Genomic DNA, 16,677 nt, shown 5'->3' on the forward strand with positions numbered 1-16,677 from the left:
TGGCGCCATTTCCGGCGCTGTCGAACGCGATTTCATGAATAAAAGGGCGCTCGGGGTTTCCCCTCGAGCGCCCTTATTCTTGCCGGAACAGACTTCCCTCGCGGGACGAAGGCCGGGTGCCTCAGCGGTGGCCCGAGGCGATCTCGTCGATGTCGCCGCGAACGAGGCCGAGGTCGTCGAGCTCACGGTCCGAAAGCTGCGACAGCGCCTTGCGGGTCACGCGGGCGTCGTTCCAGGCTGCGATCCGGCCGACGATCTCGGCAAGAACGCGGGTGGCGCGGAACCCTGCGCCAAGGGGGCGGTTGGTCATGATGGCCATCGGTGCAATCCTTTCCGGTCGTCGGATGTCCTGTCGATCAACGTCGTGTTGCCGACGAGCCGCAAATAGGGATGTCGGTGCAGGTGCACAAATGACATTTCTGCATGGGTTCCTTGCTGCCGTTGCATAGCTCGAGCCCGGCGTAACTCTATGAAAAATAGACAGGAATCCGCTCGCCAACGTGTCGCTTTCCGACATCGAAACGACGCATTTCGCACACGCAGAAACCGCGATGTCGGCGGTGCCGGCCAAGGTGTCGGAAACGGTCCGCGCTTGGCAGATGTTCGCCTTTCGTGCTAGTGGTGCGGAAACGCCGCAACAGGCTGACAGGCACGGGCAGGCACGGGCACATATGCGCATCATCGGGATCGATCCGGGCCTCCGTTGCCTCGGCTGGGGCGTCATCGAGCACGTGTCGGGCCGCCTGCGCCATGTCGCCAACGGGCAATGCCGTTCCGAAGGGACCGATCTCGCGCTCAGGCTCCTGTCGCTTCACCAGCAGCTCACCGCCGTCGTGGCCGAGCACGCGCCGGACGCCGCGGCGGTCGAGATGACCTTCGTCAACCGTGACGGGGCGGGCACGCTGAAGCTGGGCCAGGCGCGCGGGGTGGCGATGCTGGTCCCCGCGGCCGCCGGTATACCGGTCGCGGAATATGCGCCCAACGCGGTGAAGAAGGCGGTGGTCGGCGCGGGCCACGCCGAAAAGCGGCAGATCGACCACATGGTGCGGATGCAGCTTCCGGGGGCCGACCCGGTCGGGCCCGACGCGGCGGACGCGCTTGCGCTGGCGCTCTGCCACGCCTTCCATTCCCGCAGTTCGGACAGGCTGGCGCGCGCGGTCGCGGCGGGGGGCGGGGCATGATAGGCAAGCTGACAGGCCGCCTCGACCATGCCGGTCCCGATCACGTGCTGATCGATGTGGGTGGCGTCGGATACGTCGTCCATTGCTCGGACCGCACGCGCATGGCCCTGCCGCCCCGCGGCGAGGTGGTGTCGCTCTATACCGAGCTTCTGGTGCGCGAGGACCTCTTGCAGCTCTTCGGCTTCCTGACCCCGTTCGAAAGGGAATGGCACCGGCTGCTCGTCTCCGTGCAGGGGGTCGGGGCCAAGGCCTCCATGGCGATCCTCGGCACACTCGGGGCCGAAGGCGTGGGCCGGGCCGTGGCGCTGGGCGACTGGGGCGCGGTCAAGGCCGCGCCGGGCGTGGGGCCGAAGCTCGCGCAGCGCGTGGTGAACGAGCTGAAGGACAAGGCGCCGGCCGCCATGGCCATGGGCGGCGCGGAGGATGGCGTCGTCTTGATGCCCGACGAGACGCCGGCCGCATCACCAGCCAGGCCCGCCGCGAAGAGCTCGGCCCAGGCCGAGGCGCTCTCGGCGTTGCAGAACCTCGGCTATGCGCCGGCGGATGCGGCGCGGGCCGTGGCATCTGCCGCCGGCGATGCGCCCGGGGCCGAGACACCCGCCCTGATCCGGGCCGCGCTGAAACTTCTCGCGCCGAAGGACTAGGGCCACGGCTGGTCCGCGCGCCGGACCTCGGCCATAAGGGACGACGATGACCGACCCCGATCCGACCCTTCGCCCCGACCGCCTGCCCGAGGACGCCGACCGCGCGCTTCGGCCTCAAAGCCTCGACGACTTCATCGGGCAGGAGGAGGCGCGCGCGAATCTCCGCGTTTTCACCGAAAGTGCGAAGCGGCGCGGGGAGGCGATGGACCACGTCCTGTTCCACGGCCCGCCCGGCCTCGGCAAGACGACGCTGGCCCAGATCATGGCGCGCGAGCTGGGCGTCAACTTCCGCATGACGAGCGGTCCGGTCCTGGCGCGGGCCGGCGACCTCGCGGCGATCCTGACAAATCTCGACGCGCGGGACGTTCTCTTCATCGACGAGATCCACCGCCTGAACCCGGTGGTGGAGGAAATCCTCTACCCCGCGCTCGAGGATTTCGAGCTTGACCTCGTGATCGGCGAGGGGCCCGCCGCGCGCACCGTGCGGATCGAGCTTCAGCCCTTCACCCTGATCGGGGCGACGACCCGGCTCGGGCTTCTGACCACGCCGCTCAGGGACCGGTTCGGCATCCCGACGCGGCTGAACTTCTACAACGTGGACGAGCTCAACCATATCGTGGCCCGCGGCGCCCGCCTCGCCGGGATCGAGGCGGAGCCGGAGGGCACACGCGAGATCGCGGGACGCGCCCGTGGGACACCGCGGATCGCCGGGCGGCTCCTGCGCCGGGTCATCGACTTCGCCCTGGTGGAGGGCGACGGACGGCTCTCGCGGTCCATCGCGGACGCGGCGCTGACCAGGCTGGGCGTGGACAAGCTCGGCCTCGACGCGGCCGACCGGCGCTATCTCACCCTCATCGCGGAGAATTACGGCGGCGGTCCGGTGGGGATCGAGACCATCGCCGCCGCGCTGGCGGAACCCCGCGATGCGCTGGAGGAGGTGATCGAGCCCTACCTCCTGCAGCAGGGCCTCATCGCGCGGACCCCGCGGGGCCGGATGCTGGCCACGAAGGGCTGGGCGCATCTGGGCCTGCCCGAGCCCGGGCGGCCCGAGCAACGCGACCTGTTCTGACACGCCCGGCGGCCCCCTTCTTCATCTTTCCTCAAATACGCCGGGGGGTCCGGGGGGCAGCGCCCCCCGCGGGTCGGCCCGCGCAGCGGGACGACCCTGCCCGCGAGGTCCGCGGGACCGCCCTCTGCTCCCTTGACCCCGCTTGCCCCGCGGGCGAAATGTGCCACCCGATGTCCGATCCTGCCCCCGACGCCTCCCTCGCGCCCCTGTCGCCAGACGAGATCGCCGCGCTCTTCACGCGGGCGGACCGACAATTCCTGTTCGCCCGCTGGGGCCGGCCGCTCGCGCCCGTCGTCTTCGGGGTCGAGGATGCGACCGTTTCGACCCTGAAAGGCGCGATCGAGGCGGTGACGGCGCTCGCGGGTCACCGGATGACCGACACCGACCCCGAGCTTGGCGCCAACCTTATGGTCTTCTTCATCCGCGATTGGGCTGAGCTGACCGAGACACCCGGGCTCGACCGTCTCCTGCCCGATCTCGCCGGAACGGTCGGGCGGCTCGCCTCGGTGGACGCCAACCAGTACCGCGCCTTCCGCTTCGATGCGGACGGCGGCATCAAGGCGGCCTTTGTCTTCGTCCGCATGGATGCGGAGATGGCGCAGGTCCCGGCCGAGACCATCGCGCTCAGCCAGGCGGTGCAGACGATCCTCCTTTGGTCCGACACCGCATTCGTCGGCGCGTCGCCGCTGGCGGTCCTGTCCGAAGGTGGCCCCGCCATCCTCAAGCCGCAGATCGCCGATCTGATCCGCGCGGCCTACGATCCCGTCCTGCCGGTCGCCGCCACGGATCCCGCCCACGCGCTTCGGCTCGCCGCACGCCTGCCTCGGCCGCAGTAGCGCTTGACGCCTCCCGCCGCGCCCGGAATGGTCGGGGCCATGAAGGTCCACCGCCATCCCCTCCGCGTCTACTACGAGGACACCGATCTCGCGGGGATCGTCTATTACGCCAATTACCTTCGGTTTCTCGAGCGCGGCCGTTCCGAAATGGTGCGCGAGGCGGGCATCAGCCAGCTGGAGATGAAGGCGCAGGGCTTTGTCTTCGCCGTGCGGCGGGTCGAGGCGGATTACCTGAAGCCCGCGCATTTCGAGGACGAGCTGATCGTCGAGACGCGGGCCTCCGGCCTCAAGGGGGCCAGTTTCGACATGCCGCAGCGCGTCCTTCGCGGCGAGGAGGTGCTGCTCCAGGCTCTGGTGAGGGTGGTCGTCCTGGACCGGCAGGGCCGCGCGACACGCCTTCCGGCGGATATTCGCGCAAAACTGGCCGCGATCACGGCAGATGACGGCATGTGACCGAGAAGTGTTCGCAAACCCCGTTGGAAGCTGGTAAACTGGCACTTAATGAGGCGCGATAAAAATAGCGCCCGTGACCGAGGCCGGGCCAGAGGACTGCAGATCACCGATGGAAACTGAAACGCTCGCCATGGCGCAGGAGGCGGATTTTACCGTCATTGCGCTGTTCTTCCGCGCGACAATCACCGTCCAGCTCGTCATGATCGCGCTCATCGTGGCGTCGGTCTACGTCTGGGCGATCACCTTTTCCAAATACGCCATGTATCGCCGCTCGCGGGCCAATGTTCAGGCCTTCGACGCCGCATTCTGGTCGGGGGAGCCGCTCGACGAGCTCTACGATCAGGTCGCGGCCGCGCCCTCGAGCGCGTCCGAGCGCGTTTTCGTGGCCGGCATGACCGAGTGGCGTCGCTCGCTGCGCGATGATGGCGTTCTGATCCCCGGCGTGCAGCAGCGCGTCGACCGCTCCATGGACGTGGCCATCGCCCGCGAGAGCGAGCGGCTGACAAAGGGGCTGAACTTCCTCGCCACGACAGGGGCGACGGCCCCCTTCGTCGGGCTGTTCGGCACGGTCTGGGGCATCATGCGCTCGTTTCAGGAGATCGCGATCTCGGGCAACACCTCGCTCGCCGTCGTGGCGCCCGGTATCGCCGAGGCGCTCCTTGCGACGGGCCTCGGTCTTCTCGCGGCGATCCCGGCGGTGATTTTCTACAACAAGCTGTCGAGTGACGCCGACAGCCTTGTTTCGAGCTACGAAAGCTTCGCCGACGAGTTTTCCACCCTCCTGTCGCGGCAGCTCGACTGATGGGCGCCGCCGTCGCTCAGAAGGCGGGGCCGCGCCGCCGCAGGGGCAGGGGAACCCGCGGCACGAAGCCCATGTCCGAGATCAACGTCACGCCCTTCGTGGACGTGATGCTGTGCCTTCTGATCATCTTCATGGTCGCGGCCCCGCTGATGACGGTGGGCGTGCCGATCGATCTGCCCGACACCTCCGCCGAGGCGCTGCCCTCCGAGGAGGAAGAGCCTCTGACCGTGACGCTGACGCCCGATGGCACGGTGATGGTGCAGACGACCGAGGTTCCGATGGCCGAGCTTGTCGCACGCCTTCAGGCCGTCGCGGCGGAACGCGACAGCGCGCGCATCTTCCTGCGCGCCGACGGATCGATCCCCTATGAGCGGGTCATGATGGTGATGGGGGCGCTGAATGCGGGCGGGTTCCGCGAGATCGGCCTCGTCACGGATTCGGGCGGACCAAGGCTCGACGGAACGGGAGAGTGAGGACAACGTGCGCCGGTCGCTCTACGCATCGACGGCGATCCATGCCGCGATCCTGCTTTGGGTCGCGTTCGGCGGGAGCTTGCTCCGCGACAGCCCCGAGACGGAGTTCCAGGTGACCGGGGTAACCCTCCTGTCGACCGCCGAATTCGAGGCGCTGACCGCCGGGGTGGAACAGACGCCTGTCGCGCTCGAGACGCCCGTGGCCCCGCCGCAGGTCGAGGAGACCGCCGCGCCCGAGCCGCCCGCGCCGGAAGAGCCTCCGCCTCCCGTGGCGGAGCCCGAGCCGGCACCCGAGCCCGAGCCGGAAGTTCAGCCGACCCCGCCCGCGCCCCAGGCGCCGCAGGCCGAGGTCACCGACACGATCGCCGCCTTGCCGACGCCGTCGGGCGCGCCCGACCTGCCGCCCTCCGAAACGCCCACGCCGCGCGAGGCGCCCCGCATCGCACCGGTGCCCGCCCCCGCACCGGAGCCGGAAGTGGAGACTGCGCCCGAAGTCCTCGACCAGCCCGTCAGCCCGGACACGAGCGAGGCCCCGGCCGAGGAGGCTCCCGAGACCGCGCCCGAGGAGGCGACGACCGAAATCGTGACCGAGGCCGAGACGCCCTCGGGCGGCCCCGTCGCGCCCGTGGCCTCGATCCGCCCGCCGCCGCGTCCCGCGCGCCCGGCACCTCCGGTCGAGACCGCCGCCGCTCCGGAGCCGACGCCCGAACCGACGCCGGAACCGACACCCGAACCCGCGGATCCGCTGGCCGACGCCATCGCCAGCGCCGTGGCCGATGCCGTGGCGACCGAGACCGCAGCGGCCCCCTCCGCGCCCTCCGGACCGCCGCTCAGCCAGGGCGCGCGCGACGGGTTCCGCATCGCCGTGCAGGGCTGCTGGAACGTCGGCGCGCTGTCGACCGAGGCGCTCGGGACCACGGTCGTCGTCGCCTTCGACATGTCGCGCGACGGACGTCCCGAGCAGGCGAGCCTGCGTCTTCTCGAGTTTTCCGGCGGCTCCGAGACCGCCGCGCAACAGGCCTACGAGGCCGCCCGCCGTGCGATCATCCGCTGCGGCGCGAACGGATATGACCTGCCCGAGGAAAGCTACGACCAATGGCGGCAGGTGGAACTGGTCTTCAACCCCGAGGGGATGCGGCTGAGATGAGCTTTGCGCGCAGCCCCTCGTCCGTGGAACCGACGCCGCCCTGGCGGCAGGAGGTGTGTTCATGTTGAAACGTATCGCAATTCTTGTCGGAGCCGCGCTCTTCGCGGTCACGCCCATGCCGGTGAGCGCGCAGGGTCCGCTCCGGCTGGAGATCACCGAAGGCGTGATCGAGCCTCTGCCCTTCGCGCTGCCGACCTTCCTCGCCGAGGGGGCGGGCGCGTCCGACGTGGCGCAGGACATCACGCGGGTCATCGCCGCCGACCTGCGCGGCACGGGCCTTTTCCGTCAGATCCCGCCCGATGCCTACATCTCCCAGGTCACGAGCTTCGACAGCCCGATCCAGTATCCCGACTGGATGGCGATCAACGCCCAGGCGCTGATCACCGGTGAAGTGGAGACGCGCGGTCAGCAGATCGTTGTGCGCTTCCGCCTTTTCGACGTGTTCAGCCAGGCGCCGCTGGGCGAAGGGCTGCAATTCGTGGGCGACGCCGCCAGCTGGCGGCGCATGGCGCATACGGTCGCCGACGAGGTTTACGAGCGGATCACCGGCGAAAGCGGCTATTTCGACACCCGCGTGGTGTTCATCCACGAGGAAGGGCCGAAGAACGCGCGGCTGAAGCGGCTCGCCATCATGGACTACGACGGGGCGAACGTGCAGTTCCTGACGGACAGCCGCTCGCTCGTGCTGGCGCCGCGGTTCAGTCCCCAGGGCGACCGCATCCTCTACACCAGCTACGAAAGCGGCAGCCCGCAGGTCTACCTGATGGATGTCGCCACCGTCACCCGCCGCCCGCTCGAGGCGATCCCGGCCGGCAACATGACCTTCGCGCCGCGCTTCTCGCCGGACGGAAACCGGGTCGTCTTCTCGATGGAGCAGGGCGGGAACACCGATATCTTCCTTCTCGAACTTGCCACCGGGCAGCGCACGCAGCTGACCAATGCGCCCTCGATCGAGACCGCGCCGAGCTTCTCTCCCGACGGCCGCCAGATCGTCTTCGAGAGTGACCGGACAGGGACGCAGCAGATCTACGTCATGTCCGCCGCGGGCGGCGAGGCGACCCGGATCAGCCGCGGCACCGGCCGCTACGGCACGCCCGTCTGGAGCCCGCGGGGCGACTACATCGCCTTCACCAAGCAGGAAGCGGGCCGTTTCCACATCGGCGTGATGCGCACCGACGGCTCCGAGGAGCGCCTTCTGACGGCCTCCTTCCTCGACGAGGGGCCGACCTGGGCGCCGAACGGCCGCGTCATCATGTTCACCCGCGAGACGGCGGGCACGGATGGCGCACCGGCGGTCTACTCCGTCGACCTCACGGGGCGGAACCTGCAGCGGGTGGCGACGCCCGGCATGGCCTCCGATCCGGCCTGGTCGCCCCTACAATGACCGAGGCCGGGGGCGCCGATGGACGGCTTGGCCCCCGGCATGATACCTTCACCGAAAATACCGAACCCGAGGATCCCGAGCACATGGCACTTCTCAGCATTTCCAAGACCGGCGTTATCGTACTTTGCGCGGCACTGGCCCTCACAGGCTGTTCCCGCGGCATGATGGGCGGCGCGGGCGCCGGCGGCGTGGGCGCCGACGGCCTTGCCGGCAGCGCCTCCGACCCACGCAGCCCCGCCTACTTCAACACCGTGGTGGGCGACCGCGTTCTTTTCGCCGTGGACCAGTCCACGCTTGGCGCGTCGGCGATGGCCACGCTGGACCAGCAGGCCACCTGGCTTCTTTCGAACCCCGAATACTCGGCCCTGATCGAGGGGCATGCCGACGAACAGGGCACGCGCGAATACAACCTCGCCCTCGGCGCTCGCCGCGCCTCGGCCGTGCGCGACTACCTCGTGGCCCAGGGCGTGCCGGATGCGCGCCTGAGGACCATCAGCTACGGCAAGGAACGCCCGATCGAGATCTGTTCGGAAGAGGCCTGCTACATGCAGAACCGCCGCGCCGTCACGGTGATCTCGGCGGGTCCGGGGGCCTGATCCGATGCGCCGGCTGGCCGCCGCCCTCCTCTGCGCCGCCCTTGCCCTTCCGGGCGGGGCGCTGGCGCAGGACCGGACCCAGACGCTTGCCGATATCCGGCAGGAACTGTCGGTCCTTTTCGTCGAGCTGCAGCGGCTGGGCCGAGAGCTCAACACGACGGGCGGTGCCACCGGGACCGGCGCCAGCGGGTCCGTCCTGCAGCGTATGGATGCGCTCGAGGCCGAGTTGCAGCGTCTGACGGCGCTGACCGAGGACCTGCAGATCCGCGTCGACAGGGTCGTGCGCGATGGCACCAACCGGGTGGGCGACCTCGAGTTCCGGCTCTGCGAGCTGGAGGCGGATTGCGACATCGGCAGCCTGGGCGAGACGCCCAATCTCGGCGGTGTCGAGCCCACCGGCGCGGCGCCCATCGCCCCCGTCACACCCTCGGGCGGCGGAGAAGGTCCGCAGCTCGCCGTGGCCGAGCGGGACGATTTTGACCGTGCGCAGGCCGCCTTCGACGCGGGCGATTACGCCACCGCCGCGGCGGCGTTCGAGGCCTTCACCCAGACCTACCCGGGCGGCCCCCTCAGTGCCGAGGCGCATTTCCTGCGCGGCGAGGCCGAGGCGCAGCAAGGCTCGTGGAACCGGGCGGCCCGCGCCTATCTGGACAGCTTCACCGCGGCCCCCGACGGCCAGAGGGCGCCCGCGGCGCTGACGGCGCTCGGCGTGTCGCTGGGTCGGATCGGCCAGATCGAGGAGGCCTGCGTCACACTGGCGGAGGTCGGGGTGCGCTATCCGAACGATCCGTCCGTGGCCGCGGCCGAGGCCGAGCGGTTCCGCCTCGGCTGTTCGTGAGCGAAGACAGCCTGTCCGACCGTTTCGCGGCCCGGATGGGCGCACTGCTCGGGCCGGACTTTCCATCCGACATCGCGCTTGCCGTCTCGGGCGGCGGTGACTCCATGGCGATGCTGGCGCTGGCCCATGGCTGGGCGCGTCCCATGGGGGTGCGGATCTGGGTGGTGACCGTCGATCACGGGCTACGACCCGAGAGCGCCGGCGAGGCCGCGATGGTCGCCGCGGAATGCGCCGCCCTCGGCCATCCGCACGCGACGCTGCGCTGGCACTGGGACGGGCAGGGCAACCTGCAGGACGCCGCAAGGCGCGGGCGGCTCGCGCTCATCGACCGGTGGCGAGGCGGGATCGGGCATGTCCTGTTCGCCCACACGCAGGACGATGTGGCAGAAACCTTCCTCATGCGTCTCGCCCGTGGTTCGGGTGTGGAGGGACTGTCCGCGATGGCGGACCGGCGTCTTGTGCGGCCGCATCCGGGCGCGCCTGCGCCACTGGCGGCAGAGGATGTCACCCGGACCGCGACCCCGCCGGATCGGCCTCGTCCCGTCGGCGACATGCCGGAGGATGGTGCCGGCTTTCACGTCATCCGGCCACTCCTCGGCGAAGCCCGCGCGGAGCTTCGCCACTACGCCGATACCCTCAAGGTTCCCTACGTCGACGACCCGTCGAACGACGATCCGCGGTTCGACCGCGCGCGGGCGCGGGCCGCGCTGGCCGGGCTCGGCATCGGCGGCGCGGAGATCGCGGCGACCGCCACGCGGCTTGCCCGCGCCCGCGAGGCGCTGGAGGCCCGCGCGGCCAGCGTCGCCCAAGAGGTCGTCGAGAGCGAGGCGATCGGCGTTCTCCGGATCGTGCGCGACGCCTTCGCCCGCGTCGAGCGCGATACGCAGCTGCGCCTCCTGGCCGCTGCGCTTCAATGGGTGGGCGGAAGCGAATACCGCCCCCGCGCGGCCCCGCTGGAGGCGTTGCTCGACCGGGCGCTGGCGGGGGGTGGCGGGACGCTCTCGGGGGCGCAGCTCGCCGTCACGCGGGAGCATCTGGAAATCTTCCGCGAATATGCCGCCGTTGCAGGCCATGAGGTTCCCACCGGACCGGCGCAATTGTGGGACGGCCGCTGGATGGTTCATGGCCCGGAAATCGCGGGCCTGACCCTGCGTGCGCTGGGCGACGACGGATGGTCCCAGTTGCCGGAAGGGGCGCGCGCGACCCTCCGCCACGCCATCGCCCGGACGATGCCGGCCGTCTTCGGCGGGCCGGATCTGGTCGCCTGTCCACCGCTCGGCCACGGTTCCACGGCCGTGGCGGAGTTCCGCCCGCCGCTTGGCCGATTCGTCGCATCCCTGAAATCGCGTTGAAGTCCCCGCCTCCATCTCTATCTTAAGCAGAGCATGAGCGCGGATGCGCCGTGCAGGCATTTTTGAGGAGACTTCCCTTGGGCAACGCGAGAAACGTCGCATTCTGGGTGATCCTGTTCCTGTTGATCCTTGCGCTGTTCAACCTCTTCTCGGGCGGCCAGACACAGATGAACGCGCGCTCGGTCCCCTATTCCGACTTCATCCAGCAGGTGGAGAACGGGCAGGTCCAGAGTGCCACGCTCGATGGCGAGCGCGTGCAGTTCCTGACCACCGATGGCGCCTATTCGACCGTCGCCCCTTCGGACGCGAACACGACCGAAGTGCTCTTGCAGAACGACGTGCGGATCGAGGCGACGCCGCAGGAGCAGTCGGGCTTCCTGTCCGTGCTGTCGCTGTGGCTGCCGGTTCTGGTCCTCATCGGCATCTGGATCTTCTTCATGAACCGGATGCAGGGCGGCGGACGCGGCGGCGCCATGGGTTTCGGCAAGTCCAAGGCCAAGCTTCTGACCGAGAAGCACGGGCGCGTCACCTTCGACGACGTCGCGGGCATCGACGAGGCCAAGGAGGAGCTCGAGGAAATCGTCGAGTTCCTGCGCAATCCTCAGAAGTTCTCGCGCCTCGGCGGCAAGATCCCCAAAGGCGCGCTGCTGGTCGGTCCTCCCGGTACCGGTAAGACGCTGCTTGCACGCGCCATCGCGGGCGAGGCGGGTGTGCCGTTCTTCACCATCTCGGGCTCCGACTTCGTCGAGATGTTCGTGGGCGTCGGCGCCAGCCGCGTGCGCGACATGTTCGAACAGGCCAAGAAGAACGCCCCCTGCATCGTCTTCATCGACGAGATCGACGCCGTGGGACGATCGCGTGGCGTGGGCTACGGCGGCGGCAATGACGAGCGCGAGCAGACGCTGAACCAGCTTCTGGTCGAGATGGACGGCTTCGAGGCGAACGAGGGCATCATCATCGTCGCGGCCACCAACCGCCCCGACGTGCTCGACCCCGCGCTTCTGCGTCCCGGCCGTTTCGACCGCCAGGTGCAGGTGCCGAACCCGGACATCCGCGGCCGCGAGCGCATCCTCGGCGTCCATGCCCGCAAGGTGCCGCTGGGCCCCGACGTGGACCTTCGCATCATCGCGCGCGGCACGCCCGGCTTTTCGGGCGCGGACCTCGCCAACCTCGTGAACGAGGCGGCGCTGATGGCCGCTCGCGTAAACCGTCGCTTCGTGACGATGGAAGACTTCGAAAGCGCCAAGGACAAGGTCATGATGGGGGCCGAGCGCCGCTCCATGGTCATGACCGAGGACGAGAAGAAGCTGACCGCCTACCACGAGGCGGGGCACGCCATCGTCGGCCTCAACGTTCCGCAGCACGATCCGATCCACAAGGCGACGATCATCCCGCGCGGCCGCGCACTTGGCCTCGTCCTGTCGCTGCCCGAGCGTGACCAGCTCTCGGTGAGCTACACGAAGTATACCTCCAAGATCGCCATGGCGATGGGCGGCCGCGTGGCAGAGGAGCTTGTGTTCGGCAAGGAGAACGTGACCAGCGGCGCCGCCTCCGACATCCAGCAGGTGTCGAAGATCGCGCGCGCGATGGTCACGCAGTTCGGCTATGCCGAGGACCTCGGCTACATCGACTACGCCAACGAACAGCAAAGCTATCTCGGCGCCTATGGCGGCGGCACCAACCACTCCGAGGAGATGCAGAAGCGCATCGACGCGGAGGTGAAGAAACTGGTGGACGAAGGCTACGAGACCGCCAAGCGGATCCTGACGGAGAAGCGCGACGACCTCGAGCGCCTTGCCCAGGGCCTGCTGGAATACGAAACCCTTACGGGATCGGAAATCCAGAAGGTCATCAACGGCGAGCCGCTGAACCGCGGAGACGACAGCAACGACACCTCGACCTCGGGCGGGACCCCCTCGCTGACGGCCGTGCCGAAGACGCGGAAGCCGAAGTCGGACTCCGATGGCGGTGCGGAACCCGATCCGACGCCGGCCGAGTGATCCATGCCAGACTTGAGAGAGGCCCCGCTACGGCGGGGCCTTTTTCGTTGGGCGGCAGGCGATGCACCCATCCCGGCAGGGCTCGGGTCCATGCATGGCCGCAATCGGCGTCGTTCGGGGGAAGGCCAAGGGGTTCTGAATGGTGTTCCGAGACCCGTTTTTTTCTTGTGTTGCCGAGAGCAGGGCCTAGCCTCGACCCCTGCCGATCCAGCCAGAGGCCAACCGCTCCATGTCGCTTGTCGAATTCGCCCCGATCGCCGATGTGCTCGCCGCGCTTGGCGTCATGGTTACCGTGGCGGTCCTCGCCTGGGAGATCCGCCAGACACGCAAGCAGACGGAATTGACCAACTGGCGTGAGTTGCTGGAGACGCTCGTCGCCTACAAGGGTCAGACGCATGATGCCGAGTTTGCCGACATGGTCGAGCGGGGGCACGCGGATTACGACGGTCTCAGCCCTTCCGACAAGCGGCGCTTCGGCCTCTACCTGGAGCAGGGCATCCACATCTACGGAAACTTCGCCAAGCATAACGACGCGCTTCCGCGCAAACTGGTCGGCCTGGAAGACGCCCTGACGAACTATTTCATCGAGATGCTGACCTCACCGGGCGGCGCGGCCTGGTGGGCCGAGAACCGGCCCATGGGTCATTTCATGCCGTCGACCTATGCCATGGTCGACGCCTATATCGCGCGCGGCCGGCAGGATACCGACCGGCGGAAGTGATCCCGGAGCGCCCGCGGGGACGGCCCCGCCAGGCGCGAGGCCGTCCTCGTGATCACACGCCGCATCGCATCACGGCATGAACTTCTTGCGGGCCTCTTCCATGCTTTTTTCCATGTTCTTCCACGCGTCCTGCATGGATTTCTGGACTTCCTTTGCGGCCTCCATGTTGGCCTTTCCCATCTCTTCCATCTGGGCCTCGATCTTCTTGCGCTGGGCGTTCATCTCCTCCCATTGCTTCATCATCTGCTGCTGACCCTGCGCGCCGGCCTCCATCATCTTGTCCTGCATCTTCTTCATCTCGCCATGCCACTGGTCGAGTTTTGCCTTCGCTTCGGCCATGAAATCGTCCTGCTTGCTCATGGATCCTCCGGTTTTCTGTGGGTTGCCAATGGCGTCAGTGTAGCACGTCAGGGTTGCATGGGGGGCGACGAATGCGCGCGCGCTCGCGCAGGATGCGCAAAGACGCAGGATTCGGGTTGTGGGCGACCGCGCCGCCCGATGAAACTGGGGCCGATCCGACAACGAAGGAGTTTCCATGCCCGCCCTCGTTCCCACCCGGCATGTCGCAGAAGTCATCTGGCTAGGCGTCACGCCCGACCGCGCCGCCGCGCTGAGGAGTGCGCCGAGGGATATCCTTCGGCTGGGGTTCGACGGCCCGGAGGGCGAGAGCCATGCCGGCCTGACCCGCCCGTCCGACAGCCGTGTCACGTCGCAGTACCCCAAGGGCACCGAGATCCGGAACGTGAGGCAGGTCTCGATCGTGTCGGAGGAGGACCTCGACGCCATCGCAACGCGGATGGGCCTGCCGAGGCTCGATCCGACCTGGTTCGGCGCGACGATCGTCCTGCGCGGGATCCCCGATTTCACCCATGTCCCACCCTCCTCTCGACTGCAGGACGAGGAGAGCGGCGCGACCCTGACGATCGATATGGAGAACCGACCCTGTTTGCTGGTCGCCCGCGAGATCGAAGCGGCGCATCCCGGATACGGGAAGGCGTTGAAGCCGGCGGCCGAGGGGCGGCGCGGTGTAACGGCGTGGGTCGAAAGAGAGGGAAGCATCGCGATCGGCGCAAGGTTGCGCCTGCACGTTCCCGACCAGCCGCCCTGGCCGCATCTCGCCGAAGCCCGCGCCAGGGGCGCGCGGCCCTGAGTGGCGCGATGCGCGTCAGACTGTGATGAGAAACGCGACCGCCGCCGTCATCCCGAGGACGACACCGGAAAAAACGAACACAGCTGCCATGACCCTGGCCATCTGGCGGACCTCCTTGCGCGATTCCGCGTCCCTTGGGTCCTGTGTCTCATGGGAGCCCTAACCAACCCTTACCCGAGTCCGCCCGCGTTCCGTTTTCTCGCAGGAAATTCCTTTCGGAAACGCGATTGACGGGAAGGTGGGGGGAAGTGTCGTTATCGGTCCTGTCATGCTCCGACATGCCCGTTATAGGCGAGTGGAGACCCGAATTCGCGGAGGGGAGCCGCTGACCATGGCGTTCAAGACCGACATCGAAATCGCGCGTGCCGCGAACAAGCAGCCGATCCAGGAGATCGGCGCGAGGCTCGGCATTCCGGGCGAGGCGCTATTGCCCTACGGCCACGACAAGGCCAAGGTCGGGCAGGACTTCATCGAGGGGCTGAAGGATCGGCCGAACGGCAAGCTCATCCTCGTGACCGCGATCAACCCGACGCCAGCGGGCGAGGGCAAGACGACGACGACCGTCGGGCTCGGCGACGGGCTGAACCGGATCGGCAAGAAGGCCGCCATCTGCATCCGCGAGGCCTCGCTGGGCCCGAACTTCGGGATGAAGGGAGGCGCTGCCGGCGGCGGCTATGCGCAGGTCGTCCCCATGGAGGACATGAACCTTCATTTCACCGGCGATTTCCACGCCATCACGTCGGCCCACAACCTTCTGTCGGCGATGATCGACAACCACATCTACTGGGGCAACGAGCTTGAGATCGACGAGCGGCGCGTCGCGTGGCGTCGCGTCCTCGACATGAACGACCGGGCGCTGCGGGACATCGTGACCTCGCTCGGCGGTGTGGCGAACGGCTTTCCGCGGCAGACCGGCTTCGACATCACCGTGGCCTCCGAGGTCATGGCGATCCTCTGCCTCGCCTCCGACCTCAAGGACCTCGAGCGGCGGCTGGGCGACATGATCGTGGCCTACCGCCGTGACCGCTCGCCCATCTATTGCCGCGACATCAAGGCGGACGGGGCGATGACGGTGCTTCTGAAGGACGCGATGCAGCCGAACCTCGTGCAGACGCTCGAGAACAATCCGGCCTTCGTCCACGGCGGGCCATTCGCCAACATCGCCCATGGATGCAACTCGGTCATCGCGACGAAGACGGCGCTTAAACTGGCCGACTACGTGGTGACGGAGGCAGGCTTCGGGGCCGACCTCGGGGCCGAGAAATTCATGAACATCAAGTGCCGCAAGGCGGGCCTTGCGCCCGATGCGGTGGTGATCGTGGCGACTGTCCGCGCGATGAAGATGAACGGCGGCGTGGCGAAGGCCGATCTCGGGGCGGAGAACGTGGCGGCGGTCGAAAAGGGCTGCGCCAACCTCGGGCGGCACATCCGCAACGTGAAGGGTTTCGGCGTGCCGGTCGTGGTCGGCATCAACCATTTCGCAGGCGACACCGAGGCCGAGATCGCGGCGGTTAAGGCCTATGTCGAGGCCCAGGGATCGGAGGCGATCCTTTGTCGCCATTGGGCCGAGGGCAGTGCCGGGATCGAGGAAATGGCGCGCCGCGTGGCGGAACTCGCCGACAGCGGCAAGGCCCAGTTCGCGCCGCTCTATCCCGACGAGATGCCGCTCTTCGAGAAGATCGAGCGCATCGCCAAGTCGATCTACCACGCCAGCGAGGTCATCGCCGACAAGAAGGTGCGCGACCAGCTGAAGGAATGGGAGGAACAGGGCTATGGCCACCTGCCCGTGTGCATGGCCAAGACGCAGTATTCCTTCTCGACCGACCCCAACCTGCGCGGTGCGCCGGAAGGGCATACCTTGCCGGTGCGCGAGGTGCGCCTGTCGGCGGGGGCGGGGTTCGTCGTTGTGATCTGCGGGGAGATCATGACAATGCCCGGCCTGCCCAGGGTGCCGGCCTCCGAGACGATCCGCCTGAACGAGGCGGGTCTTATCGAGGGGCTGTTCTGAGCCGGACCGCCCGTGCCGGGGCA

Annotated in this window: 18 protein-coding genes; 16 read left to right on the forward strand and 2 right to left on the reverse strand. The window is 68.3% G+C overall.

The genetic code is table 11. The annotated features are described in order from the left end of the window. Positions 1–121: 121 nt before the first annotated feature. Complete coding sequence (locus N8I71_RS16635; RefSeq protein ID WP_406676174.1) at positions 122–310, reverse strand: DUF1127 domain-containing protein; 189 nt, start codon at positions 308–310, stop codon at positions 122–124. A gap of 361 nt (positions 311–671) precedes the next feature. Between N8I71_RS16635 and ruvC the strand changes: the two genes are divergently transcribed. From ruvC to N8I71_RS16705, 14 genes are all read left to right on the forward strand, one after another. Then, positions 672–1,181 (forward strand): crossover junction endodeoxyribonuclease RuvC, encoded by a 510-nt coding sequence (gene ruvC, locus N8I71_RS16640; protein ID WP_262879157.1) that lies wholly within the window; start codon positions 672–674, stop codon positions 1,179–1,181. Further along, positions 1,178–1,825 carry a Holliday junction branch migration protein RuvA gene (ruvA, locus tag N8I71_RS16645; protein WP_262879136.1) on the forward strand — a complete coding sequence of 216 codons (648 nt, stop codon included), beginning with the start codon at positions 1,178–1,180 and terminating at the stop codon, positions 1,823–1,825. The genes ruvC and ruvA overlap by 4 nt, the downstream gene beginning before the upstream one ends. A 46-nt stretch (positions 1,826–1,871) precedes the next feature. Further along, positions 1,872–2,894 (forward strand): Holliday junction branch migration DNA helicase RuvB, encoded by a 1,023-nt coding sequence (gene ruvB / locus N8I71_RS16650; protein WP_262879137.1) that lies wholly within the window; start codon positions 1,872–1,874, stop codon positions 2,892–2,894. Positions 2,895–3,064: 170 nt separating this feature from the next. Then, on the forward strand, positions 3,065–3,730 hold the full coding sequence (locus tag N8I71_RS16655) for a hypothetical protein (RefSeq protein WP_262879138.1): 666 nt from the start codon (positions 3,065–3,067) through the stop codon (positions 3,728–3,730). A 39-nt stretch (positions 3,731–3,769) separates the two neighbouring features. Then, a complete protein-coding gene (gene ybgC, locus N8I71_RS16660) occupies positions 3,770–4,183 on the forward strand; it encodes a tol-pal system-associated acyl-CoA thioesterase (protein ID WP_262879139.1) in 414 nt (137 codons plus the stop codon). A 109-nt stretch (positions 4,184–4,292) separates the two neighbouring features. Further along, a complete protein-coding gene (gene tolQ, locus N8I71_RS16665; protein ID WP_262879140.1) occupies positions 4,293–4,985 on the forward strand; it encodes a protein TolQ in 693 nt (230 codons plus the stop codon). Further along, positions 4,985–5,458 (forward strand): protein TolR, encoded by a 474-nt coding sequence (tolR, locus tag N8I71_RS16670; RefSeq protein WP_262879141.1) that lies wholly within the window; start codon positions 4,985–4,987, stop codon positions 5,456–5,458. Before tolQ ends, tolR begins: the two co-directional genes overlap by 1 nt. Before the next feature lie 7 nt (positions 5,459–5,465). Next, positions 5,466–6,605, forward strand: coding sequence for a hypothetical protein (locus tag N8I71_RS16675; protein WP_262879142.1), 1,140 nt, complete (start codon positions 5,466–5,468; stop codon positions 6,603–6,605). A gap of 61 nt (positions 6,606–6,666) precedes the next feature. Further along, positions 6,667–7,989 (forward strand): Tol-Pal system beta propeller repeat protein TolB, encoded by a 1,323-nt coding sequence (gene tolB / locus N8I71_RS16680; protein WP_406676178.1) that lies wholly within the window; start codon positions 6,667–6,669, stop codon positions 7,987–7,989. A gap of 83 nt (positions 7,990–8,072) precedes the next feature. Next, positions 8,073–8,585, forward strand: coding sequence for a peptidoglycan-associated lipoprotein Pal (pal, locus tag N8I71_RS16685; RefSeq protein ID WP_262879143.1), 513 nt, complete (start codon positions 8,073–8,075; stop codon positions 8,583–8,585). A gap of 4 nt (positions 8,586–8,589) precedes the next feature. Next, a complete protein-coding gene (gene ybgF, locus N8I71_RS16690) occupies positions 8,590–9,423 on the forward strand; it encodes a tol-pal system protein YbgF (protein ID WP_262879144.1) in 834 nt (277 codons plus the stop codon). Further along, complete coding sequence (gene tilS, locus N8I71_RS16695; protein WP_262879145.1) at positions 9,420–10,775, forward strand: tRNA lysidine(34) synthetase TilS; 1,356 nt, start codon at positions 9,420–9,422, stop codon at positions 10,773–10,775. Before ybgF ends, tilS begins: the two co-directional genes overlap by 4 nt. Before the next feature lie 77 nt (positions 10,776–10,852). Next, positions 10,853–12,775, forward strand: coding sequence for an ATP-dependent zinc metalloprotease FtsH (ftsH, locus tag N8I71_RS16700; protein ID WP_262879146.1), 1,923 nt, complete (start codon positions 10,853–10,855; stop codon positions 12,773–12,775). 229 nt (positions 12,776–13,004) lie between these two features. Next, on the forward strand, positions 13,005–13,496 hold the full coding sequence (locus N8I71_RS16705) for a hypothetical protein (protein WP_262879147.1): 492 nt from the start codon (positions 13,005–13,007) through the stop codon (positions 13,494–13,496). Between the two features lie 69 nt (positions 13,497–13,565). Here the strand turns inward: N8I71_RS16705 and N8I71_RS16710 are convergent, their stop codons facing one another. Beyond that, positions 13,566–13,856, reverse strand: a complete 291-nt coding sequence (locus N8I71_RS16710) for a sll1863 family stress response protein (protein WP_262879148.1) — start codon at positions 13,854–13,856, stop codon at positions 13,566–13,568. Positions 13,857–14,031: 175 nt separating this feature from the next. Between N8I71_RS16710 and N8I71_RS16715 the strand changes: the two genes are divergently transcribed. Next, positions 14,032–14,646 (forward strand): MOSC domain-containing protein, encoded by a 615-nt coding sequence (locus N8I71_RS16715; RefSeq protein ID WP_262879149.1) that lies wholly within the window; start codon positions 14,032–14,034, stop codon positions 14,644–14,646. A gap of 331 nt (positions 14,647–14,977) precedes the next feature. Further along, positions 14,978–16,654: a formate--tetrahydrofolate ligase gene (locus tag N8I71_RS16720; protein WP_262879150.1), complete on the forward strand. Its 1,677-nt coding sequence runs from the start codon at positions 14,978–14,980 to the stop codon at positions 16,652–16,654. The last annotated feature ends 23 nt before the right edge of the window (positions 16,655–16,677 follow it).

Source organism: Roseicyclus sediminis, assembly GCF_025515305.1.
GTDB lineage: Bacteria > Pseudomonadota > Alphaproteobacteria > Rhodobacterales > Rhodobacteraceae > Roseibacterium > Roseibacterium sediminis.